Source organism: Amycolatopsis roodepoortensis, from assembly GCF_024628825.1.
Lineage (GTDB): Bacteria > Actinomycetota > Actinomycetes > Mycobacteriales > Pseudonocardiaceae > Amycolatopsis > Amycolatopsis roodepoortensis.
In genome coordinates this window covers 6867836-6890591 of sequence record NZ_CP102415.1, presented here as the reverse complement: position 1 = coordinate 6890591, position 22756 = coordinate 6867836, and the positions used below count along the sequence as shown (strand labels likewise).

The window sequence follows — 22756 nt, the reverse complement described above, 5'->3', positions numbered from 1 at the left end:
CGTCCGTCCGATCACACGTGACGTCCGTCCGATCACGCGTGACGGCTAGGCGAGCGACTCCGCGGGCACGCCCAGCACCTCCGCGACGGCGGCCCGGCTGACCGCGCCCTCCCGCAGGATGACCGGGTCGTCGCCGGTGAGGTCGACCATCGTGGACGGGACGGGTTCCCCGGTGGATCCGCCGTCGAGGTACACCGCGACGCTGTCGCCGAGCTGGTCGACGGCCTCCTGCGCGGTGGAAGCCGGCGGCTGCCCGGAGACGTTGGCGCTGGAGACCGCCATCGGGCCGACGTCCCGCAGCAGTTCCAGCGCGACCGGGTGCAGCGGCATCCGCAGCATCACCGTTCCGCGTGACTGCCCCAGATCCCACTGCAGGCTCGGCGCGTGCGGCAGGACGATGGAGAGGTCGCCGGGCCAGAACGCCTCCATGAGCGCGCGGGCCTGCGGCGGCGTGCCGAGCACGAGTCCGTCCACTGTGGACCAGGAGCCGACCAGGACGCCGACCGGCATGTCCGGGCCGCGGTTCTTCGCGCGGAGCAGGGACTGGACGGCGCCGCTGTCGAAGGCGTCCGCGCCGATGCCGTAGACCGTGTCGGTCGGGAGGACGACGAGACGGCTCGAGCGCACGGCGCTCGCCGCCGCGGCGAGCCCGTCGGCCCGGGATTCATGCTTGCTGCAGTCGTACACCGCGCTCATGGCCCCTGAGGGTAGCCCTGTCCCTTTCCTCGTGAGTGGCAAGGACGGTTCTAACCGTCCTTGCCACTCACGAGGTGGGCTGGATCAGAACGCGAACGCGGTACAGAACGCCGTCGCCGTCTTCGCCGGATCCGCGATCGACGTCGCGGTCAGCTTGATATGCGCGACGTGGTCACCGCCCGCGGCCCGTTTGGCGTGCGCCGTCGCCGAAGACCGCTTGCCGAACGGGACGGTGGACAGCTCGTTCGGCAGCCGCACCTCCCAGCCCTTCGCGTTGGTGGACGCGCTCAGGCGGTAGGTGTCGGTGTCGTACGGCGCCACGGCGCCCTTACCGTCACCGGTGTTGAGCACCGGGAACGAGCAGCTCGCGAGGCCCTGCTTGGCGAACGCCGGGGCCGACGGCCACAGCGAAACGCCCCTGGCCCGCGAGCCCGCGCCGTCGAGCGAAGCCACCGTGACGACGTAGGACAGCACGCCCTTGCGGTCGCGCTCGACGTCCGAGACGAGGAACTTCAGCCTGTTCGCCTCGTCGGTGTACTCGTACTTGCTCGCGGAACCGGTGCCCGCCTTGAACGCCGCGTCGTTGAGCTGGCGGTAGTCGCCGATCGTGATCGGCACCGGGGTGCCGTCCGGCTTCTTGTAGTCGGTCATGCCGATGTCGGCCGGATTCGCGTCGACGATCCATTCGAACGGCGCGTTGTCCTGGTTCTTCGTCTTCGCGATGATGACACCGGAATCGGGGGCGAAGGAATCGCTGCCCATCCGGTCGACGACCTCGACGGTGTAATTGTGGTATCCGCCGCCGTCGCAGAACGGATCCTTGGACCGGTCGCATTTCGGCGAAAGGTCCCCGCCGGTCAGCGCGATGTTCATGCCGCTGTAGGCGCCCTGTCCGGGAAGGACCGAACGCGCCGTGATCCTCGCCGAGACCGGACCGGTCGTGGCGAGCGAGTTCCGGTCGAGTTTGAGAACGTCTTCCTGGTCGATGATGTCGAGCTTCATCTTGGTGCGCAGCATGTGGTGCGATCCCATCGAGCCGCCCTGGATCGCCGGGATCTGCCAGCGCGTGTGCGGTCCGCCGGGACCGTTGAAGCTGCCGCGCGACATCATCTCCCACGGACCGGTGTAGGTCCTGGACGGCGGAGCGCCGAACGGGTTGTTGTAATTGTCGCCGATGCCGAGGATATGACTCAATTCGTGCGCGTAAACCGCCTGGCCCGAGCTTTCGGCCTGGGTCGAGGAACCGGGGACCGCGTTCGGCCAGATACTCGCCGCCGATTTCCACGACGTCCACGGAACGTACCGGGTGGACGCGGCGTTCGGCATTCCGGCGACACCGGGGCCGAATTCGTCGGGCACGTTCCCCGGTTCGCCGAATTTCATCACGCCGAATTCCTGCCAGGTCGCGCTCTCGTCCTGACCAGCGGAAAGATAGAAGACGAAGTCGAACTGCTTGGCGACGTCACCCACGTCCGCCCTCCAGGCCGCGCCCGCGTCGGCACGCAGGTCGCGTTTGCAGTTCGCGTCCGGCGGGCAGGCGTCGGGCTGGAACTCCATGCCGTATTCGAAGGACTTGCCGGGCAGGCGGTACGGCCCGAACGCGGTCAGGTCGACGCCCATCCGGCCGCCGGAGTCCTCCATCCAGTACTCGTTGATGGTGTGGCCGCGGTTGATCGCCTGCGGCTTGTTCAGGAAGTCCTGGTAGAACTTCGCGACGTTCGCTCGCGGAATGTCGCTCGCGGCGGGGCCGGGGTTGCCGAACACCGTCGAATGCGCCGGTTGCGTGACCGCGAACTCCTGATCCGGATAGTCCGCGAGCACCACGGCGCCCTTGAACGTCCGTTTCGTCGGCTTCAGCGCGGGGTCGGCCCAGTTCGTGCCGGGCGGTTTGCGGTAGTCGTCCCACGTCATGTGGTCCTGGTTCTCCCAGGTCGACCCGTCGATCGGGGCGGGCCAGCCGTGCACCGGCACCGCGGCGGACGCGGGCTGGGCGACCAGACCCGGCAGCAGCGCGACGGTGGCGAGGACGGCGAGTGTTCTGAGCGGGGTTCGTCGGAGAGACGATCGCATCGGGGTACACCTCCCAGTCGGACCGCCGAAGAGGCGGCCGTGATCGACGTTAGGAGGCGGGCTTCGTCCTGGGCACCGCCGGAAGTCGTGAGTCTCGCTAACTATCCCCGCGTTTCGGAAGGAAGGAGTCAGGAAACGCGCAGGGCGGTGACGAAACGTGGCCGTCCGGCGAGGTCGAGGTGTCCCTGGACGTCGGTCAGCACCCGTCGCGCCCGCACGAGCGCCGGGACGGCGGAACCGTGCGTGTCGTCGTGCTCGATCGCCATGCCGCCGGTGGGCCGCAGCAGGCGCGCGGCCGCGGCGATCGCGTGCCGGATCACCGCCAGCCCGCTCTCCTCCGCGAACACCGCCCGCGGCGGGTCGTGCTCGGCGACCTCCGTCGGCACCGGCGTGCCTTCGGGGACGTACGGCGGGTTGCACAGGACGAGATCGACGAGCCCGTCAAGTTCGGCGAACATCGTGCTGTCCGCGACATCGCCGGAGTACAGGCGGATGGGCGTGTCCCCCGCGTCGGCGTGCACGTCCGCGTTGTGCCGGGCCCACGCGAGCGCCTGCGCGTCGATGTCGACCGCGTAGACGACGGCGTCCGGCCGCGCGTGCTGCACGGCCAGCGCGAGCGCGCCCGATCCCGTGCACAGGTCGACCACGACCGGGTACTCGCGCCCGTGCAGCAGTTTGAGGCCCCATTCCAGGAGCAGTTCGGTCTCCGGCCGCGGGACGAACACCCCGGCGCCGACGTTGACCGTGATGTCGCCGAGCGCGGCCCAGCCGGTGAGGTACTGCAGCGGGATCCGCTTGGCCCGCTGGTTCACGAGCTGGCCGATCGCGTCGATGACGGGCGGGTCCACCAGCGGCACCATCGGCAGGCGGCCGCGTTCGACGCCGAGGACATGGGAGGCGATCAGTTCCGCGTCCGAACGCGGTGACGCCACACCGGCCTCGGTGAGGATGCGGGTCGCTTCCATGATGGCGAGGCGCAACGGCTGCCGGTTCACTGGTGTTCCTTCACAGAGTCAAGCCTGACATACGAGGCACGCGTGCCGGGGTCGATACACGCGGGCCCAGGGTATCGATTCCTTTCACCTCACCCGCCACGAGAGCGACGACAACGTCAGCGCCGCTTCGGCCACACGCCGCGCAAGGTCGGTCTGAAGGCTCTTCGTCGCCGAAGCGATCCACTCGTCCACGTTCCGTACACCGACATCGCGGTACTCGACGGCCTGAAGCAACATCTCGAGCTTGTCCGCGTCGCGCGCGTAGAGCGCCTCCGGGCTTTCGGCGGACTCGTACTCGTCGACGGCGTCGCGCACCGAGTCACGCGCCGCATCGGGAAGCGACGACGTCTGCGCGGCGGTGATCGCGCGCGGATCCGGTTTCTCGACGAAACCCTTGATCGTGTGCGGAAGGTCGCCGGTCCGCGTCTCCTGCGTGTCGTGCCAGAGCGCGAGATACGCCGCCTTCGCCGGATCGGCGCCGCCCTCGGCCGCGAGCAGACCAGCCAGCTGCGCCACCCGCATGGTGTGCTCGGCGACCGATTCGGGATCGCGGACCCCCGCCTGCCACCACCCGGCCCGCCGGATCCGCTTGAGCACACCCAGTTCGAACCCGAATCTGGCCAGGGCTTCCACAATTCTCCTACGCGTCGGCGGTGAGATATCCGGCCAGTGTCCCGCGCCGCTGCCGGAGGGTGTCGATGCGGTCGTCCATTTCGGCCAGTTCGCGCCGGATCTCCGCCACCACGGTCGGGCACATGTCCAGCTCGGGCAGTTCACCCGTGGCACACGGAAGCATTTTGGCGATGACCTGCGTGCTCAGCCCGGCCGCGAGGAGGGCACGGATCTGCCGCACCGTGGTGACCGCGTCCTCGCCGAAGCTGCGGTAGCAGTTGGAGTCGCGCCGCGAGACCAGCAGCCCCTGCTCCTCGTAATAGCGAAGCAACCGCTGGCTCACGCCGGTCCGCCGGGACAGCTCGCCGATCAGCATGTGACCCCCGTCATCCGAGTTTGACCTTCACATCGATGTCAGTACCTAACGTCGCCGGCATGACGAATCATTTCGCGCACGTCGTCCGCGGTTCCGGTCCCGGCCTGCTGCTCGCCCACGGCGGTGGCGGCAGCATCGAGGGCAACTTCGGGAGCATCCTCGACGACCTCGCCCGCACCCACACCGTCGTCGGCCCCGACTACCCCGGCTCCGGGGCCACGCCGCGCAGCACCGAGCCATTGGACCTCGACGCCGTCGCCGACGAACTGGTCTCCATCGCCGTCGACGCGGGCCTCGAACGCTTCGCGATCCTGGGCTACTCGCTCGGCACCGGAGTCGCCGTCCGCGCCGCGACCCGGCACCCCGGGCGGGTCACCGGGCTCATCCTGACCGCCGGGTTCACGAAACCGGACAACCGGCTGCTGCTGGCCGTCGACATCTGGCGCGAACTGCTGGACGGCGACCGGAAGCTGCTGGCGAAGTTCCTCACCTTCGCCGCCACCGGCGAGAAGCACCTGAACGCGCTGACGCCCTCGGAGCTCGAAGCCGCCATCGACGGGCTCGCCGGATTCATCCCGGAGGGCAGCCCCGAACACGTGGGCCTGGTCGCGAACGTCGACACCCGCGCCGAACTGGCCGGGATCTCGGTCCCCACCCTCGTCGTCGCCACGACACTGGACGGCCTCGCCCCGCCCGTCCACTCCCGCGAACTCGCGGCCGGGATCCCCGGCGCCGAACTGGTCGAGATCGAGGCCGGGCACGGTATCGGCGCCGAGGCCCGCGACGAGTGGCTCGGTGTGATCCAGAAGTTCCTCGCCGTGAGGATCTAGAGGTCCACCAGGCGTCGCCTTAGCACACAGAGGGTGCCGAGTCGATCACTTCGGCCGATATTCTATGGTGGCCCGGATGAGGTATCGGGAGATCGGGCTGCCCTTCGGCGTGTTTTCAGCCGCGCTGGGCGTGCTGCTCGTCCGTTTCCTCGTTCCGCGCCCCATCGGCATGGCGGACAACGGCGACGGCTGGCGCATCCTGTGCCGGCTCGGCGCCCGCGAGCTCGACCGGCCCTCCGAATACTTCGTCCGCTTCTCGTACGGCCCCGCCCCGGCCTGCGACAGCGCGTACATCTCCAGCCAGACCTGGATCGACAAGCTCGCCAGCGAGATCGGGCAGTGGCTCGGCTCGTCGGCGATCCTGAACCTGCTGGTGCTGGGCGTACTGGGCTGCCTGCTGGTCGCGGGCGGGATCGCCGCGGTCGTGGCGGGCCTGCGCCTTTCGGTCCGGAACAGCGTCATCGCCACGGTCGCGCTGCTGCTGGTCGTGGCGGACTCGGCCTTCTTCGGTTACTTCGCTTCGGTGCTGAGCGAGGGCGCCGCCTTCCTCGGGATGCTCCTGCTCGCCGGCGGGCTCCTGCTCATGCACCGCACCGGGCCGTGGCGCTACGCCGGCGCCGCCGTCACCGTGCTCGGCGCGATGATCGGGATCAACGCGAAGTCGCAGACGCTGCTGCTGATCCCGCTGTTCGCGCTCGCGATGCTGTTCGTCCGGCCGGAGGGCAGCCGCGGCCTCGCCCGGTGGGCCCTGCCGCTGGCCGTGCTGGCCGTCGTCGGCACGGGCACCGCGCTGATGCAGAGCACGGGCGACCCGGCGAACGCGGAATACCGCGAGATCAACACCTACCACGTCGTGTTCAACGGGATCGTGGACGGGAAACACGACACCGCCGGCGACCTCGCCGCGCTGGGGCTCCCGCCGGAGTTCGCGGCGTACGTCGGCACGGGCTGGTGGAGCGCCAACGGGGCGTGGTCGTCCCCCGACTACCCGAAGTACCGGGACAAGATCAGCCGCCGCAACATCGCCCAGTACTACCTCGAACACCCGGTCCGCGTGGTCCAGATGCTGCACCGCTCCGCGCAGGAGACGCTGACGGCCCGCGTGCCGAACCTCGGCAGCTTCGGCGAGCACGCCGGCCAGCCGCCGCTGGCCAAGGAGTACCGGGTCCCCGTCCTGTCCGGGATCACCGGCTGGATCGCGCCGCTGGGACTGTTCGCCTTGCTGCCGATCTGGCTGCTCATCGGCTGGGCGGGGCTCCGCGCCTTCCGCAAGCGCGTCGGGCGGCGCGACGTGGGTCTGGTGGTGCTCACGTTCCTGTTGTTCGCGATGGGCCAGTTCCTGGTCGCCGGCCTCGCGGAAGGGATCGAGAACATCAAGCACCAGCAGCTGACGATCTTCCCGACCCTCCTCGCCGGCGCCTTCGCCGCGCTTTCGTTCCTTCCGCGTCGAAACGACGAATCGGACCCCGAAAAGCAGTCCGAAACCAAGGAACCGGCGACCGCGGCTTCCTGAATCGGCGTTATCCGGACAATCGCGGGCGGGTAGCCGGTCGTGTCCCGCTCACCGGCATCGGCACCCCGGTAAGGCCTGGTCGGGCCGTCCCTGTAGTAATTCAGTCATGACCGACATGATCACGGCGGGCCCCACCAGGGTGCCCGCGGCGTCGAGCGAGCGAAGAACCGGTCGCGAGCGGATCCTCGGCTGGCTCGCCGGCGACTACGGCAAGGTGCTCCTGGTCGTCCTGGCCTGGAACGTGGCGCTGACCGCGGTGGCGTGGTTGTTCGGCCCGTCCACTCCGTCGAGCGAAGGCATCCCCAAGACCGGCATCGGTTCGACATGGAGCCTGCTCTCCCACACCTACCGTTGGGACGCCGGCAACTACGGCGAGATCGCCGAACACGCCTACACGGGCAGTTATGTGCCGGTACGAGCGTTTTATCCGGTCTTCCCGATCTGCGTGTGGCTGGTCAAGACCCTCAGTTTCGGCACCCTCGGCCTGCTCACGGCCGGGTTCATCGTCAACCTGATCGCGACCTGGCTGGCGGGCGTGGCCCTGCTGAAGATCGCCCGGTTCTTCCTCAACTCCCCTCGCTCGCACTGGCTGGTCGTCGCCGCGTTCCTGACCGCGCCCGCCGCCTTCTTCCTGCACTCGTTCTACAGCGAGGCGGTGTTCTGCGCGCTCGGCTTCTGGGCGTATCTGTTCGCGTTACGACGGCAATGGCTGTGGATGGGCCTTTGCCTGATCCCGCTCACCGCGTCGCGGATCACCGCCGCGGTGTTCGTCGGCCTGTGCTTCCTGGAGTTCTGGCGATCCGCGGACTGGAAGCCGCGCGGCCTGCTGTCCTGGCCCATCCTCTGGTTCCCCGCCGCGTACCTCGGCCTCGCCGCGCACATGCTCTACATGAAGATCGAGACCGGCAGCGCGATGTCGAGCTTCACCGCGCTCAAGAGCGCGAGCACCTGGTCGTACCACAAGTTCAACCCGAACATCGTGGAAACGACGTACACGGAACTCAAGATCACCTTCCGCGCGCTGGTCGGCGTGAAGCCGATGGACGCGTGGACGCTGCTGAGTCACGCGCTGCCCATGCTCGGCCTGCTCCTGCTCCTGGCGGCTTCGGTCTACTTCTTCGTCGCGCTGCGGTCGAAAGGCCTGCCGCTCGCGCTGTTCGGGATCGCCTCCTTCGTGATGCTGACGCTCAACAGCAACGTCGTCTCGGTGCACCGGTACCTGCTCCCGTGCCTGGTCATGTACCTCGCACTGGTGCTGCTGGCCGAACGCCGCCCGAACCTGCGCGGTGTGGTGTACGCGACGATGTACCTCAACTCGCTGATCTGCGGCGCGATCTTCCTCCGTTTCGTCGCCGGTCATTGGTCCGGCTGACCACCCGGAAGAGTCACCTCCGCCCGACCTCCTAGAATCAACCCACCTCGGCCGTGAACCCATTCACCGCCTTCTCCAGAAATCGCAACGGGGGTTTCCAATGCCCGCGGACCACGACAGACGCCGGATCGCGTTCATCTTTCCCATTTACAACGAGGAAGAGAACATCGAACTCCTCCACCGCACGGTGGACGAGACGATGGCGCCGCTCGCCGGCAAGTACGACTTCAGCTTCATCTACGTCGACGACGGCAGCCGCGACCGGTCGATGGACCTGCTCACGGCGCTGAGCCGGCGCGACGCCCGGGTCACCGTGATCGAACTTTCCCGCAACTTCGGCCACCAGATGGCGGTCACCGCCGGGCTCGACCTGGTGGACGCGGACGCCGCGATCATCATGGACAGCGACATGCAGGACCCGCCGAGGGTGGCGCTGGAATTGATCGAAAAATGGGAAGAAGGCTTCGACGTCGTCTATGCGCAGCGCCGCTCGCGCCAGGATTCGATGTTCAAGAAGCTCACCGCCGGCGCCTTCTACTGGTTCCTCCGGAAGATGGCGTCCGTCGAGATTCCCCGCAACACCGGCGACTTCCGGCTGATCGACCGCAAGGTCGTCGACGAACTGCGCAAGTACCGCGAACAGGACCGGTTCCTGCGCGGGCTTATCAGCTATATCGGTTTCAAGCAGACGGCCGTCCTGTTCGACCGGGACAAGCGGCACGCGGGAGTGACCGGTTATCCCCTGCGCAAGATGCTCCGCTTCGCCGCGGACGGCATCCTCGGTTTCTCCGTCGCGCCGCTGCGGATGATCACCCGGCTCGGTTACCTGATCTCGCTGCTCAGCTTCCTCGGCATCCTGTACGTGCTCGGGGTCAAGCTCTTCGCGCCGACGACCGCCGTTCCGGGCTGGGCCTTCATCACCGCCGCGATGTTCTTCCTCGGCGGTATCCAGATCATCATGCTCGGGGTACTCGGCAGCTACATCGGCCGGACCTATTCACAGGTGCAGAACCGCCCGCTCTACGGCATCGCGTCGGTCCGCTCCGGTTCGCCCGTCGACGCCGGGCAAGTCGCCCGGTGAAGCCGATCAGCGCCACCCAGGTGCGTTTCGGCGTCGTCGGGGTGCTCAACACCGCGGTCGACGCGCTCGGCTATGCCCTGCTGGCGACGCTCGGCGTCCCGATGTTCGTCGCGAACTTCATCTCGACCACGGCGGGCATGCTGCTGAGCTTCACGCTCAACCGGAACTTCACCTTCCGCGCGAAGGACGGCGACATCCGGCGTCAGGCCGTTCTCTTCTTCGCCGTGACGGCCTTCGGCCTGTGGGTCGTCCACGCCGCGGTGATCTTCGCGGTCACCAAGCTCTTCCCCGGGATCAACGTGCTCATCCCGAAACTGGGCGCGATCGCGGTCGGCATGGTGTGGAACTACGTCCTGTACAAGAAGGTCGTCTTCCGGCACGCGGCGACCGAGCCCGCCGCGGTGGTCCAGCCCGGTCCGCCGGCCTGAACCACCGCGGAGTTCAGCGGCGGGGCGCCCAGGAACCGACGAAACTCCCGCAGCCGACCCTGGCCCCGTTCAGCGTCTGCCGCACTCGCTCCACGACGGGGGTGTAGTCGAAGGTGTGCGCGTCGGGGGCCACGGCGGCGGGAACCGGACCGGCATCGATCAGCGAGGCCGTCAGGACGGTTTGGAAGAGGATGAGGTAGTCGCCTTCCCCATTGAGGCGTTCCGCCGCCTGGACCATCCTTTGTGGAGCGTCACCGGTCACCTCCATCGGGACGGGCCAGTCCATCGGCAAGGGGTTCCGCACCCCGAACACGGGCGCGACGAACGCGTTGTCGGGCAGGACGGCCACCCGGGTGGCCGGATAGCGGTCGATGCAGTCGCGGATCTGCGCGACGTAGGTGTAGGCACTGGGGTTCGTCCGGACCCCGCGCATCGTCGGCACGATGTCGCCGAGAGCGCGGGTCAGCTCTCCTTGCGGCCGGTCCGCGTACGGCGCCTTGTCATGGGCGGCGACGACCTGCGCCGCGACGAGGACGAACACGACCGCACCGATCGCGCCGGCGGCGACTCCGCGGATCTCCGGCAGATCGCCGCGTACCGCCAGCGCCACCACTTCCAGCGTGCCGAGTACGAGAACACCGGTGATCAACCCCGGCAGCGGATAGCCCCAGGACAGGCTGGCCATCCATCCCAGCAGTGCGACGAGCAGGTACTGCCACGGCAGCCGTCTGCGGATCACCGCGTCCAGCACGGCGGCGGCGACGAAGATCCAGAGAAGTTTGAGCTGCCAAGCCCCGGCATGGGCGAACGCGCCGTCGACCAGCACGAAGACGACCACGGCCACCACGCAGGCCGCCGTCACGACGCGCAGCCCCCGTCCCGCGACGCCCCACCGGGCCCTCGACGTCCAGGCGACCGCGAGCACCACCATGCCCAGCAGGACCGGTAGCACGTACGTTCGCGGGTCGGCGCGCAGCCGGCCGAGATCCGACGCCCAAAACCGGACAAGTCCTTCTCCCCAGGCCCCGGTGCTTCCGGTCAGCTGCGCGATCGCCGAGGGAAGCCCGCCGGCGAGGGTGATCATGCCGAAGTACAGCAGCGGCGCCGCACCGAGCACGAGGACGTCGACGACCATCGGGCGCCACCGGCGAGTGCCACCGGACCGTCCGGCCGGGTGGAAGAACAGGATCAGCAGCCCGATCGGCACGGCGAACATGAAGCTCTGCTTGACGATGACCGCGAAACCCAGGCAGAACAGCCCGAGCCGGCGCTGCCACCTCGAACCGGCGCGAAGTCCCGCGTCGAGGAGCCAAAGGCCGACGGCGACCAGGAAGACACCGTCGACGGTATGCCACGCCATCGTCGGGTAGGTGTTCAAGCTGATCAGCGCGGCGGCGAAGACGAGACCGAGCCGGAGCGGCCCCCAGGTCAGCGGCGATGTCCCGGTCAGGAAGGCCACGAGCGCGAAGGTGGCGACGGTCAGCTGGACCATCATCACCCAGCTCGAACCGATCATCAGCGGCGCCGGGACGAGATAGTCGATCAAGTGCAGGTACGCCGACCCGAAGGGACGCGGCGCCAGGACGTCCACCTGGGGGATTTCACCGTGGAGGACCCGCCAGGTCTGCGCCAGGATGAAGCCCTGGTCACTCGGGTTGAAGCCGAACCGGCCGATCCTGGCGACGACGGCGGCGCTCAACAGGAGGATTCCGCCGACGATCATGACCGCCCGCGGCCAGCGTCTTCGTTCGGCGACAGGAGGCGTCGCCGCCCCGCCCTCGATGATCTCGCACAGCAAAGAAGCCCCCAAAGAATTGCCCGGCAAGGTGTCGTCCGGGGTTCGGCGCGATTCAGCCGATTCAGTACCCGACAACCGTACTCGATTACCAAGCACCGATCACGCGGATGGTGAATCCGTTTTCGCACCGCCGGTTAAGCTGCACGGACCTGCCACCGCCGAAGGGCCCGAGAACAAATGGTCATGGATCTCCCGGAGACAGCGGTCGTCACGACCATCTCCGTACATGTCGAAACGGACGATTTCGCCGCGGCCACGGCCCTCGGCGAACGCTTCATCGACGAGTTCGAGGCCACCGAGCTGGAGATCTGCCGGGCGATCCCCGAGGGCGGCAGGACCGGGTACACACTCTCGGTCGGCTATCGCACTCCGCCCGCGGACGGTGAGGAACCCGCCGAAACTCTGCAGCGTGCCGCGTTACCCGCACTGTTCCATTTCGGCCTGAATGCGGAATTCTTCGAAATACACGGAACGCCGCGGACGGGTCTCTACGGAAGCTACGACGCCGACGACGCCCGAGTCGACGGTCGCACCATCTATTCGCTCATGACGGCGGTCGGCGGAACCGATCCGCGTGAACCGACCTACGTTCCCCGGTACGACTTCACCCCGCGCGCGGCGACCGATGTCATCACCCGGGTACACCTGTACGTCCCCACCGGCGATCTGCGGGCCGCCGTGCGCCTGTGCGGCGGGCCCGCGAACGACCTCACGGCCTCGCTGATCCGGATCACCACGGCCGCGGGACCGTGCGAGGCGGTGCTGTTGTCGGCCTTCCCCGCCATAGCCGGGGAAACCGGGGAAGAGGCACTCAGCCGGGTCACGAACGAGGTGAACGCCCAGCTGTCCCAGGTGAACATGTCCGTCCGGGCCGTCCACACCGGACTGGAGGACGACCCGTTCCACACCGAGCCGGGCTGACGTTCCCCCAGGGAAAAGCGTCGCGAAAGCCACTTTCGCGACGCCTGATGTCCCGAAAGTGGCTTTCGCGACATGGTCGCCGGAGCGTGGCGCGGTCGCGAGGATCAGCCCGCGTGGGCGGCCAGCCGCTCTTCGCGGTCCGCGGTGATGAGCGCGTCCAGCACGCCGTCGAGATCACCGTCGAGGACCTGGTCCAGGTTGTACGCCTTGTAGTTCACCCGGTGGTCGGCGATGCGGTTCTCGGCGAAGTTGTAGGTGCGGACCCGTTCGGAGCGGTCGACGGTGCGGACCTGCGAGCGGCGAGCGTCCGACGCCTTCGCGGCGGCCTCCTCCTCGGCGATCGCCTGGAGGCGGGCCTGCAGCACCTGCAGGGCGCGGGCCCGGTTCTGGATCTGCGACTTCTCGTTCTGGCACGAGACGACCACGCCGGTCGGGATATGCGTGATCCGCACCGCCGAGTCGGTCGTGTTGACGCTCTGGCCGCCGGGGCCGGACGAGCGGTAGACGTCGATCCGCAGGTCGTTCGGGTCGATCTCGACCTCGACGTCCTCGGGTTCGGGGTAGATGAGCACGCCGGACGCGGAGGTGTGGATACGGCCCTGCGATTCGGTGGCGGGCACGCGCTGCACGCGGTGCACCCCGCCTTCGAACTTCAGCCGCGCCCAGACGCCGTCGGCCTCGGCGGACCGGCTCTTGATGGACACGGTGACGTCCTTGAAGCCACCGAGGTCCGAGTCGACCGAGTCGAGCACCTCGGCCTTCCAGCCGTGACGCTCGGCGTAGCGCAGGTACATGCGCAACAGGTCGCCGGCGAACAGCGCCGACTCCTCGCCGCCTTCACCCGACTTGATCTCCATGACCACGTCGGAACCGTCGTACGGGTCGCGCGGCAGGAGCAGTTCGGTGAGTTTGGCTTCGAGCACCGGGATCTTGGCGGAGATCTCTTCGGCCTCGGCCGCGAAGGCCGAGTCTTCCGCCGCCAGTTCCTTCGCCGTTTCGAGGTCGTCACGGGCGGTGTCGAGCTCGCGGACCGTCTTGACGACGGGGCTCAGCTCCGCGTACCGGCGGCCGAGCTTGCGAGCGCGCGCCTGGTCGGCGTGCACGGACGGGTCGGCCAGCTGCTCTTCCAGCTGGGCGTGCTCTTCGAGCAGACCCTTCAGCGAACTCGAATCCACCACTCCACCTCTCAACGGACCCTGATAGAACCATGAAAAACGGCGCCTACCCGGACATGCGGGTAGGCGCCGTCGTTCAAGCTACTTGGCGTCTTCGGCCTTCTTGCGCTTGCCGTAGCGAGCCTCGAAGCGCGCGACGCGGCCGCCGGTGTCCATGAGCTTCTGCTTGCCGGTGTAGAACGGGTGGCAGTTCGAGCAGATCTCGACGTGGAGGTTGCCGGAGGTCTTGGTGCTGCGCGTGGTGAATTCGTTGCCACAGTCACAGTTCACGTGCGTGACGACGTACTCGGGGTGAATACCGCTCTTCATGGTGTCCTCTCTCGTTGGCCCCGGGTCCCCGTGCGGGGTGAACCGGTGCCGGACTTCAGCGGATGATTTTGCCAGATGTGCTGGCAGTGGCGTCAACGCACCCCTCCCCCGGCGTATTCCATTACGTTGAGTTATCAACTATCGACACCCGGTTGTACGAAATTTGTACTTGATCACGCGAAACTCCTCTTGTTGGTGATTCCTCAACAGGAGGTACTGATCATGCGCAGCATCCTCGCCAAGGTGGCGAAGCCGGCCTCCGTCGCCGCGCTGGCCATCGCGGCCCTCGCCATGGCCCCGGCCGCCGGGGCGGCCCCTGAAGCGGGCGCCACCATCACCGCCGCCGACATCAACCCGGCCGCGGGGACGTTCACCACCCTGTCCGACGGCGACCTGGCCATCCAGGGCGCCGGTGACGGCACGCCCGCCGGTGCCGTCCAGTGGTTCAAGAACCGCATGGGCTCCACCGCGTACCAGGGCCTCTGCGAGAAGGCCGTCGAGAACGCGTACGGGACCACCGGCGTCTGGGCCTCGGCCAACGCGCACTGGAACGGCGCGAGCCCGAAGCACACGACCGGGACGCCGCCGAAGGGCTCCTTCGTGTACTGGAACATCAGCCAGTGGGGTCACGTCGGCATCGCCGACGGCTCCGGCGGGATCTACGCCACCAGCATCGGCGGCAAGATCGGCCACGCGTCGAGCGTGCACTACTTCAACAACTACCGCGGCTGGACTCCTGCGGCGGTTCCGCACCGCTGAGCCCTCGGGTAGCGCGTGAAGGCCCCCTTCCCTTCGCTGAGCCGAGGGAAGGGGGCCTTCACGCGCTACCCAGCTGCGCAAGCCAGTGCTGCGTCGCGCGCGGCGAGGTCAGCCGCACCACCGGCACCGCCGGGTCCGCGACCCAACCGCGGATGGTGCGCCGTTTACGCGCGAACGAGCGGAAGTGCCACACGATGATCGAGTCGCCGGAGAGCATGCCCCGCAGTGTCTCGACGTTGCCGTTGCAGATCCGGCGACGGGTGACGCAACGCACCACGGTGCGGCGCACCAGACGGCTCAGCGAAACCCAGCGCGGATAGTCCAGCGCGACGATCAGTTCGGCACGGGGCAAGGCGATGTCACGCCATTTGGCGAACATGCCGTCGATGATCCAGCGCTCCCCCGCGACCAGCTCGCCGATCCGGCGCCGTTGCTCGTCGTCGGGAACGGGCACCCAACCCGGCTGCCAGGCGAGGTCGTCGTCGACCGAATGGCACGGCAGCCCGGTCCGCTCGGCGAGCTTTCGCGCCAGCGTCGACTTGCCCGAACCGGTGACCCCGTACACGACGACCCGGCCCGGCACCGGTGTTGCGAAAGCCACTTTCGCAACCTACAACGTTGCGAAAGTGGCTTTCGCAACACGCGGGGCACTCACGAGGCCCGCCTGAAGTACGTGAAGGCCCCCTTCACTGCGCTAGGCGCAAGGAAGGGGGCCTTCATGTACTTACGAAACGAAACTCAGTCGTCGTCGTTCGAGCCGAGGGCCGTCTTCGAGACCTGCATGAGGAACTCGATGTTGGTCTTCGTCTTGCGCAGACGCGAGATCAGCAGGTCGATGGCCTGCTGCGAGTCCAGCGCGTGCAGCACCCGGTGCAGCTTGTGGGTGACCGCGAGCTCGTCCGGCGAAAGCAGCAGGTCTTCCTTGCGGGTACCGGACGGGTTGATGTCCACCGCGGGGAACACGCGCCGCTCGGCGATCTTCCGGTCGAGCTTGAGGTCCGCGTTCGCGGTGCCCTTGAACTCTTCGAAGATGACCGTGTCACCGGTGGACCCGGTTTCGACCATCGTCGTGGCGAAGATCGTCAGCGAACCGCCGTTCTCGATGTTGCGCGCCGCGCCGAGGAACCGCTTCGGCGGGAACAGCGCCGTCGAGTCGACACCACCGGAGAGGATCCGGCCGGACGCCGGGGCCGCGAGGTTGTACGCGCGGCCCAGACGGGTGATCGAGTCGAGCAGGACGACGACGTCGTGGCCCATCTCGACCAGGCGCTTCGCCCGCTCGATGGCCAGCTCCGCGACCGAGGTGTGGTCGGACGGCGGGCGGTCGAAGGTCGAGGCGATGACCTCACCCTTCACCGACCGCTGCATGTCGGTGACCTCTTCCGGACGCTCGTCCACGAGTACGACCATCAGGTGGCACTCGGGGTTGTTCGTCGAGATCGCGTTCGCGATGTCCTGCATGATCGTCGTCTTGCCGGCCTTCGGCGGCGACACGATCAGGGCGCGCTGCCCCTTGCCGACCGGCATCACCAGGTCGATGACGCGGGTGGTGAGCTTGTGCGGCTCGGTCTCGAGGCGCAGCCGCTCGTTCGGGTACAGCGGCGTCAGCTTGGTGAACTCGGGACGACGCTTGGACTCGTCCGGGTCCAGGCCGTTGATCGAGTCGACGCGCACCAGCGGGTTGAACTTCTGCCGCTGCTGCTCGCCGTCACGCGGCTGGCGCACGACACCGGTGATGGCGTCACCGCGGCGCAGGCCGTACTTGCGGACCAGCGAAAGCGAGACGTACACGTCGTTCGGCCCGGCGAGGTAGCCCGAGGTACGCACGAACGCGTAGTTGTCGAGCACGTCCAGGATGCCCGCGACGGGCAGCAGGACGTCGTCCTCGCGGATCTCGGTGTCGGGCGAACCGCCCTGTTCACGGCCACCGCCGGAACCACGGCGGCGACGGTCGCGGAAGCGACGGCCGCGACGGCCGCCTTCCTCGTCGTCGTCGCCCTGCGGGCCCTGGCCCTGGCGCTGGCTGTTGTCCTGGCCGCCGCCCTGCTGGTTGCGCTGGCGGTTGTCCTGGCCACGGCCGTCGCGGTTGCCCTGACGGTTGCCGCCTTCGCCGCGGTCACCACGCTCACGCTGGTCACCACGCTCGCCGCGCTCGCGCTGGTCACCGCGCTCACGCTGCTGACCGCCCTGCTCGGGCGAACCCGCGGCACGGTTGGAGCCGCGGCGACGACGGTTGCGGCCGCCCTCTTCCTGCTGCGGCTGGCCGTCCTGCTGGGTCCCGTTCTCCTGCTGCGCGGGCCGCTCGGCGGCGGGCGCGGAGCCGTTCTCCGAGACCTTCTCGGTCTTCTCGGCCTTCTCGGCGCGAGGAGCCTCGGCCGGAGCCGTTTCGGCCTTCGGGGCCTCCTGCTTCGGGGCCTCCTGCTTGGGCGCTTCGGCCTTGGGGGCCTTACGCGGTGCATCGATCCCCTCGAGCGGAAGCGTTTCGCTCGCCGCGGCGGGGGTCTTGCGCTTGGTCTTGCCCTGGCGCTCGCGGATGGCCGCGATCAGATCGCCCTTGCGCATACCCGTGGTCTCGCCGATGCCAAGGTCCCCAGCGATCGAGCGCAGCTCGGCGACGGTCTTGCCGGTCAATCCGCCGACCGTGCGCTTGGGAGCCACGGCGCCGTTCGACTCGGCGGCGCCACCTTCGACGTCGCTCAAAAGATCGGTGTTGCTCACAAATGTCCTTCCTGACCGATCCACGCCTCCAGGTGGATCAGCGGACCGCCGCTCGCGTCCGATTGCGAAACGGCGTAATTGGCCCCCGATACGGGCGATCAGCTCCTCGGCCGTGTTGAACACAGCTAGAAGGCCTCCAGCACAGGGATTTGCGTCCTCCAAACGGAGGAAGCGGAATTCGGCACCGCCGGAACCGGGAACCCGCCTGCGTCCATCCGCTACTCCCCGCTTGCCAGGCGGTGCACGGAACTGGCGGATCAACGAAGGATGCGGGCCAAGGATGACACTGGTCACCTGGACCGGCACCGGGTGCGGAAACGCACGGTGATCGAACGCCCCCGAGGGTAGACCGCGCCACGGCCGGGTGCAACAACCACCCCCCGCGTGGCGGGGCGAGGCTCTCGCATGTGACCGAGGCTTTACTGAGCCGCAACCTGAACGCCGCCCGGATCGATCGGCAGCTCGGTGACGTCGAAAGACGTAACGTCGACGCCAGCCGGGAGTATTCCGCCGGTGGTCAGCGCGAGCACGGTGGGACCGGCTCCGGAGATGGCCGCGGCCACTCCTTCGGCCCTCAGCGCGCGCACCAGTTCGCTACTCGCCGGGTACGCGGGCGCCCGGTAGTGCTGATGGAGCCGATCTTCGGTCGCGGAGAGCAACAGGTCCGGGCGCGAGGTGAGCGCGTGGACCGCGAGCGCCGCGCGGCCCGCCGTGAACGCCGCGTCGGCGTGCGGGACCTGGGCGGGAAGCAACCCGCGCGTGGCGTCGGTCGAGGACCGCAGCGCCGGGACGGCGACCACGGGCCGGATGTCGTGGTGCGGCTGGAGCCGTTCGGCGCGGAACCGCTCGCCCTCGGTCCAGGCCACCACGAAGCCGCCCAGCAGGCTCGCCGCGGCGTTGTCGGCGTGCCCCTCGAACCCGGCGGCCAGCTGCAGCGCGTCGTCGTCCAGGGCCTTCTCAGCCAGCGCGTACGCCGCCGCGACACCGGTCACGACGGCGGACGCGGACGACCCGAGACCGCGAGCGTGCGGGATGGCGTTGAAACAGCGCAGATGCAGGCCCGGCGGCCGGACGCCGAGGTGCTCGCACGCCCGCCGGAAGGCACGGACGACCAGGTGCGACTCGTCGGTCGGGACGTCCTCCACCCCGCCCGCGCCGACGTCGATCACCTCGATCTTGAGGCCGGCGTCGGTGAGCCGGAGTTCGACCCGGTCGTACAGCGCCAGCGCCAGGCCCAGCGAGTCGAAGCCAGGGCCGAGGTTGGCCGACGACGCCGGGACCTTGACCTCGATCAGCGTCATCGCAGGTCCAGCGCGGCGGCGACGGCGGTCGGGTCGACGGCGAGCGGCTCGACCTCGACGTTGCCCTCCAGCGCCGTGGCCGGGTCCTTCAGGCCGTGTCCGGTGACGGTGCACACGACGGTCGAACCCTTCGGCAGGCGCCCGTCGGCGGCCGTGGCGAGCAGGCCCGCCACGCTGGTCGCCGAAGCGGGCTCGACGAACACGCCTTCCTTGCGGGCGAGCAGCCGGTACGCCTCGAGGATCTTCTCGTCGGTGATCGCCTCGAACAGGCCGGCGGACGCGTTCTTCGCCTTCATCGCGCCGTCCCAGGACGCGGGGCTGCCGATGCGGATCGCGGTCGCGATGGTGTCGGGATCGGCCACCGGCTCGCCGTGCACGAGAGGTGCGGCACCGGCCGCCTGGAAGCCGAACATCCGCGGGGTGTTCTTCACCACACCGTCGCCCGCGTACTCGGAATACCCGGCCCAGTAGGCGGTGATGTTGCCCGCGTTGCCGACCGGCAGGCAGTGGATGTCCGGAGCCCGGCCGAGCACGTCGCAGATCTCGAACGCGGCCGACTTCTGGCCGGCGATGCGCACCGGGTTCACCGAGTTGACCAGGGTCACCGGGTAGTCGATCGCGGTCTTCTGCGCGAGTTCGAGGCAGTCGTCGAAGTTGCCGTCCACCTGCAGGATCCGCGCGCCGTGCTGGACGGCCTGCGCCAGTTTGCCCATCGCGATCTTGCCCTGCGGGACGAGGACCGCGCAGGTGAGCCCGGCGCGGGCCGCGTACGCCGCGGCCGACGCCGAGGTGTTCCCGGTGGAGGCGCAGATGACCGCCTGGAGCCCGCTGGCGAGCGCGTGCGTGATGGCCACGGTCATCCCGCGGTCCTTGAACGACCCGGTCGGGTTCACGCCCTCGACCTTGAGGTAGACCTCGCACCCGGTGAGTTCGGAAAGGTGCGGGGCGGGCAGCAGCGGCGTGTTGCCTTCGCCGAGCGTGATCACCTTCGCGCCGGAAGGGACCGGGATCCGGTCCGGATAAGCCTGGATGATCCCCGGCCACGGTTGGGAAATCACTGGTCTTCGCCTTCCACCCGCATCACACTGACGACCTGGTTCACCACATCGAGCTGGGCAATGTCGTCCACAGTGGACCGCAATGCCGCGTCCGGCGCCAGGTGGGTGACCACGACCAGGCTGGCCGTGTCGTTCGCGTCGCGCTGCCGCACCGCGGCGATGCTGACGCCGTGCCCGGCGAACGCCTGGGCCACCTGGGCGAGGACGCCCGCTCGATCGGCCACGTCGAGACTGACGTGGTACCGCGTCGGCGTCTGGCCCATCGGCCTGACCGGGAGCGCGGCGTGCGCGGATTCGCGCGGGCCACGTCCGCCGACGACCCGGTTCCGAGCCACCGCGACGAGGTCGCCGAGCACGGCACTCGCGGTCGGCGCGCCACCGGCGCCCTGACCGTAGAACATGAGCTCACCGGCCGCGTCGGCCTCGACGTAGACGGCGTTGTACGCGCCGCCGACCCCGGCGAGCTGGTGGTTGCGCGGGATCATCACCGGATGCACGCGCGCCGAAACGGATTCGGTGCCGTCGTCGGCGGTGACGCGTTCGCAGATGGCGAGCAGTTTCACCGTGCGGCCCAGCACGTTCGCCGCGGCGAGGTCCGACGCGGTGACGTCGGCGATGCCCTCGCGGTGCACGTCGGACGCGGTCACCCGGGTGTGGAACGCGAGCGAGGCGAGGATCGCGGCCTTGGACGCCGCGTCGTACCCGTCGACGTCGGCGGTCGGGTCCGCCTCCGCGTAGCCGAGCCTGCTGGCCTCTTCCAGCGTTTCCGCGTAACCGGCGCCGGTGGAGTCCATCGCGGAGAGGATGTAGTTGGTGGTGCCGTTGACGATGCCCATCACGCGGGTGATGCGGTCTCCGGCCAGCGATTCGCGCAGCGGGCGCAGCAACGGGATCGCCCCGGCCACGGCCGCCTCGAAGTACAGGTCGGCGCCCGCCGCGTCGGCGGCCTCGAACAGCTCCGCGGAATGCTCGGCGAGCAGCGCTTTGTTCGCCGTGACAACGGATTTCCCGGCCTTGAGCGCGTCGAGCAGCCACTCCCGCACCGGCTCGATACCGCCGACCAGCTCGACGACGACGTCGACGTCCGGGGAGGTGACGAGCTTCGTCACGTCGGAGGTGACCAGTTCCGGCGGCAGCTCGGGGTGCTTGTCGGGGCGCCGCACCGCGATCCCGGCCAGCTCCACCCTGGCGCCCGCCCTGGCCGCGAGTTCCTCCGCCTGCTCGGTGAGCAGCCGGACGACCTCGCCGCCGACCGTCCCGCAGCCCAGCAGGGCGACCCTGATCACGCGTTCGTCCACAGTAGACACTTGCTAGACCTCCAGGCGCAGCATGTCGTCCGTCGTCTCCCGCCGCAGCAGCACGCGGGCGCTGCCGTTGCGCACGGCCACCACCGCGGGCCGCGGCTGCCGGTTGTACCCGCTGGCCATCGAGTAGCAGTACGCCCCGGTGGCCGCCACGGCGAGCAGGTCGCCGGGAGCAAGGGTGTCCGGGAGCCAGCAGTCGCGGACGACGATGTCGCCGGACTCACAGTGTTTTCCCACGACCCGGGACAGCGCGGCGGCGGCCTGGCCGTCCCCGTCGTCGTCCGCGGACCGGGATACGAGACGGCAGTCGTACACCGCGTCGTAGAGCGCGGTGCGGATGTTGTCGCTCATGCCGCCGTCGACGCTGACGTAGCGGCGGGCGGCCTTGTCGCCGAGCGAGACGTCCTTGATGGTGCCGACCTCGTACAGCGTGATCGTGCCGGGGCCGGCGATGGCGCGGCCCGGCTCGCCGGCGATCTTCGGCACCGGAAGGCCCGCGTACTCGCATTCCTTGCGGACGATCTCGCGGATCTGCGTGATCATCTGCGCGGGCGGCGGCGGGTTGTCCTTGTCGGTGTAGGCGATACCGAAACCACCGCCGAGGTCGACGATCGACAGCTGGTCGAGCAGCTCGGTGCCGTGCTCCTTGGCGAGTTCGGCCAGCAGGCCGACCACGCGGCGGGCGGCGACCTCGAACCCGTCGGCGTCGAAGATCTGCGAGCCGATGTGGCTGTGCAGGCCGATCAGCTTCAGCGACGGCGCGTTGAGCACGCGGCGCACGGCCTCGGCCGCGTCACCGGAAGCCAGCGAGAAACCGAACTTCTGGTCCTCGTGCGCGGTCGCGATGAATTCGTGCGTATGCGCCTCGACGCCGACGGTCACCCGGATGAGGACGTTCTGCACGACGTCGTGCCGGGCGGCGACGTCGGCCAGCCGCGCGATCTCGTAGTAGGAGTCGACCACGACCGTGCCGACGCCCGCTTCGACGGCGGCTTCCAGCTCGGGCAGCGACTTGTTGTTGCCGTGGAAGGTGATCCGCTCCGCCGGGAAGTCCGCGCGCTGCGCCACGGCGAGCTCGCCACCGCTGCAGACGTCCAGGCTCAGCCCCTGCTCGGCCACCCAGCGGGCGATCTCGATGGAGAGGAACGCCTTGGACGCGTAGTGCACGAGCGCCGGGTCGTCGAACGCCTCGGCGTAGTCGGCGCAGCGGGACTTGAAGTCGGCCTCGTCGACGACGAACAGCGGCGTGCCGTACTTCTCGGCGAGTTCGCGGACGTCGACACCGGCGATGCGGACGACGCCGTCACCGCCGCGGAAAGTGTTGCGGGGCCAGACTTTCGGGTACAGCCTGTCGAGTTCTTCGGGACTCGACGGCGGGAAACCGGAGGCGTCGGCGTGGGGGTAGACGTCGGCGTGGCGGGGGCCCGCGGGGTGAGCCAT

General features: G+C 68.8%; 21 protein-coding genes. 7 read left to right on the top strand and 14 right to left on the bottom strand.

Annotated features, from left to right (window positions below; genetic code table 11):
• Positions 1-45: 45 nt before the first annotated feature.
• The 5 genes from NQK81_RS32990 to NQK81_RS32970 all read right to left on the bottom strand — a co-directional run bounded on the left by NQK81_RS32990 (position 46) and on the right by NQK81_RS32970 (position 4749).
• Entirely contained in the window at positions 46-696 is a 651-nt protein-coding gene (locus NQK81_RS32990; RefSeq protein WP_192743229.1) for an L-threonylcarbamoyladenylate synthase, read from the bottom strand.
• An 84-nt stretch (positions 697-780) separates the two neighbouring features.
• Positions 781-2766 carry a M6 family metalloprotease domain-containing protein gene (locus NQK81_RS32985; protein ID WP_257484584.1) on the bottom strand — a complete coding sequence of 662 codons (1986 nt, stop codon included), beginning with the start codon at positions 2764-2766 and terminating at the stop codon, positions 781-783.
• A 128-nt stretch (positions 2767-2894) separates the two neighbouring features.
• Positions 2895-3761 carry a peptide chain release factor N(5)-glutamine methyltransferase gene (gene prmC, locus NQK81_RS32980; protein WP_034308966.1) on the bottom strand — a complete coding sequence of 289 codons (867 nt, stop codon included), beginning with the start codon at positions 3759-3761 and terminating at the stop codon, positions 2895-2897.
• Positions 3762-3845: 84 nt separating this feature from the next.
• Positions 3846-4394 carry an HD domain-containing protein gene (locus NQK81_RS32975; protein ID WP_126732645.1) on the bottom strand — a complete coding sequence of 183 codons (549 nt, stop codon included), beginning with the start codon at positions 4392-4394 and terminating at the stop codon, positions 3846-3848.
• A 7-nt stretch (positions 4395-4401) separates the two neighbouring features.
• A complete protein-coding gene (locus tag NQK81_RS32970; RefSeq protein WP_126732644.1) occupies positions 4402-4749 on the bottom strand; it encodes a MerR family transcriptional regulator in 348 nt (115 codons plus the stop codon).
• Between the two features lie 59 nt (positions 4750-4808).
• Between NQK81_RS32970 and NQK81_RS32965 the strand changes: the two genes are divergently transcribed.
• From NQK81_RS32965 to NQK81_RS32945, 5 genes are all read left to right on the top strand, one after another.
• Complete coding sequence (locus NQK81_RS32965) at positions 4809-5579, top strand: alpha/beta fold hydrolase (protein WP_257484583.1); 771 nt, start codon at positions 4809-4811, stop codon at positions 5577-5579.
• Between the two features lie 76 nt (positions 5580-5655).
• Complete coding sequence (gene wsfD / locus NQK81_RS32960; protein WP_257484582.1) at positions 5656-7092, top strand: glycan biosynthesis hexose transferase WsfD; 1437 nt, start codon at positions 5656-5658, stop codon at positions 7090-7092.
• A 106-nt stretch (positions 7093-7198) separates the two neighbouring features.
• The gene (locus NQK81_RS32955) at positions 7199-8464 is read left to right on the top strand and encodes a mannosyltransferase family protein (RefSeq protein ID WP_257484581.1); all 1266 of its coding nucleotides are present in this window, start codon (positions 7199-7201) and stop codon (positions 8462-8464) included.
• A 100-nt stretch (positions 8465-8564) separates the two neighbouring features.
• Entirely contained in the window at positions 8565-9545 is a 981-nt protein-coding gene (locus NQK81_RS32950) for a glycosyltransferase family 2 protein (protein WP_257484580.1), read from the top strand.
• Entirely contained in the window at positions 9542-9973 is a 432-nt protein-coding gene (locus tag NQK81_RS32945; protein WP_257484579.1) for a GtrA family protein, read from the top strand. Before NQK81_RS32950 ends, NQK81_RS32945 begins: the two co-directional genes overlap by 4 nt.
• A 13-nt stretch (positions 9974-9986) precedes the next feature.
• Here NQK81_RS32945 and NQK81_RS32940 read toward each other — a convergent pair whose 3' ends face one another.
• Complete coding sequence (locus tag NQK81_RS32940; RefSeq protein WP_257484578.1) at positions 9987-11798, bottom strand: hypothetical protein; 1812 nt, start codon at positions 11796-11798, stop codon at positions 9987-9989.
• 156 nt (positions 11799-11954) lie between these two features.
• On the opposite strand from NQK81_RS32940, the gene NQK81_RS32935 reads away from it, so the two are divergent.
• A complete protein-coding gene (locus NQK81_RS32935; RefSeq protein WP_257484577.1) occupies positions 11955-12692 on the top strand; it encodes a hypothetical protein in 738 nt (245 codons plus the stop codon).
• Between the two features lie 104 nt (positions 12693-12796).
• On the opposite strand, the gene prfA is transcribed toward NQK81_RS32935, so the two are convergent.
• Positions 12797-13867, bottom strand: coding sequence for a peptide chain release factor 1 (prfA, locus tag NQK81_RS32930; protein ID WP_126732640.1), 1071 nt, complete (start codon positions 13865-13867; stop codon positions 12797-12799).
• An 81-nt stretch (positions 13868-13948) separates the two neighbouring features.
• On the bottom strand, positions 13949-14176 hold the full coding sequence (gene rpmE, locus NQK81_RS32925; protein WP_007028345.1) for a 50S ribosomal protein L31: 228 nt from the start codon (positions 14174-14176) through the stop codon (positions 13949-13951).
• A gap of 222 nt (positions 14177-14398) precedes the next feature.
• Here rpmE and NQK81_RS32920 point away from each other — a divergent pair, with 222 nt between their 5' ends.
• A complete protein-coding gene (locus NQK81_RS32920) occupies positions 14399-14935 on the top strand; it encodes a CHAP domain-containing protein (RefSeq protein ID WP_257484576.1) in 537 nt (178 codons plus the stop codon).
• Between the two features lie 58 nt (positions 14936-14993).
• Here NQK81_RS32920 and NQK81_RS32915 read toward each other — a convergent pair whose 3' ends face one another.
• The 6 genes from NQK81_RS32915 to lysA all read right to left on the bottom strand — a co-directional run bounded on the left by NQK81_RS32915 (position 14994) and on the right by lysA (position 22756).
• The gene (locus tag NQK81_RS32915) at positions 14994-15536 is read right to left on the bottom strand and encodes an AAA family ATPase (protein ID WP_257484575.1); all 543 of its coding nucleotides are present in this window, start codon (positions 15534-15536) and stop codon (positions 14994-14996) included.
• 137 nt (positions 15537-15673) lie between these two features.
• On the bottom strand, positions 15674-17653 hold the full coding sequence (gene rho, locus NQK81_RS32910) for a transcription termination factor Rho (RefSeq protein ID WP_257484574.1): 1980 nt from the start codon (positions 17651-17653) through the stop codon (positions 15674-15676).
• 419 nt (positions 17654-18072) lie between these two features.
• Positions 18073-18954, bottom strand: a complete 882-nt coding sequence (thrB, locus tag NQK81_RS32905) for a homoserine kinase (RefSeq protein ID WP_257484573.1) — start codon at positions 18952-18954, stop codon at positions 18073-18075.
• Positions 18951-20012 carry a threonine synthase gene (gene thrC, locus NQK81_RS32900; protein ID WP_257484572.1) on the bottom strand — a complete coding sequence of 354 codons (1062 nt, stop codon included), beginning with the start codon at positions 20010-20012 and terminating at the stop codon, positions 18951-18953. The genes thrB and thrC overlap by 4 nt, the downstream gene beginning before the upstream one ends.
• A complete protein-coding gene (locus NQK81_RS32895; RefSeq protein WP_185927075.1) occupies positions 20009-21319 on the bottom strand; it encodes a homoserine dehydrogenase in 1311 nt (436 codons plus the stop codon). The genes thrC and NQK81_RS32895 overlap by 4 nt, the downstream gene beginning before the upstream one ends.
• Before the next feature lie 3 nt (positions 21320-21322).
• Positions 21323-22756, bottom strand: a complete 1434-nt coding sequence (lysA, locus tag NQK81_RS32890) for a diaminopimelate decarboxylase (RefSeq protein ID WP_126732635.1) — start codon at positions 22754-22756, stop codon at positions 21323-21325.

Coding starts and splice junctions, on each gene's coding strand:
- NQK81_RS32990 (WP_192743229.1), bottom strand. CDS start 696: ATGAGCGCGGTGTACGACTGCAGCAAGCATGAATCCCGGGCCGACGGG.
- NQK81_RS32985 (WP_257484584.1), bottom strand. CDS start 2,766: ATGCGATCGTCTCTCCGACGAACCCCGCTCAGAACACTCGCCGTCCTC.
- NQK81_RS32970 (WP_126732644.1), bottom strand. CDS start 4,749: ATGCTGATCGGCGAGCTGTCCCGGCGGACCGGCGTGAGCCAGCGGTTG.
- NQK81_RS32965 (WP_257484583.1), top strand. CDS start 4,809: ATGACGAATCATTTCGCGCACGTCGTCCGCGGTTCCGGTCCCGGCCTG.
- wsfD (WP_257484582.1), top strand. CDS start 5,656: ATGAGGTATCGGGAGATCGGGCTGCCCTTCGGCGTGTTTTCAGCCGCG.
- NQK81_RS32955 (WP_257484581.1), top strand. CDS start 7,199: ATGACCGACATGATCACGGCGGGCCCCACCAGGGTGCCCGCGGCGTCG.
- NQK81_RS32950 (WP_257484580.1), top strand. CDS start 8,565: ATGCCCGCGGACCACGACAGACGCCGGATCGCGTTCATCTTTCCCATT.
- NQK81_RS32935 (WP_257484577.1), top strand. CDS start 11,955: ATGGATCTCCCGGAGACAGCGGTCGTCACGACCATCTCCGTACATGTC.
- rpmE (WP_007028345.1), bottom strand. CDS start 14,176: ATGAAGAGCGGTATTCACCCCGAGTACGTCGTCACGCACGTGAACTGT.
- NQK81_RS32920 (WP_257484576.1), top strand. CDS start 14,399: ATGCGCAGCATCCTCGCCAAGGTGGCGAAGCCGGCCTCCGTCGCCGCG.
- thrB (WP_257484573.1), bottom strand. CDS start 18,954: ATGACGCTGATCGAGGTCAAGGTCCCGGCGTCGTCGGCCAACCTCGGC.
- lysA (WP_126732635.1), bottom strand. CDS start 22,756: ATGGCTCACCCCGCGGGCCCCCGCCACGCCGACGTCTACCCCCACGCC.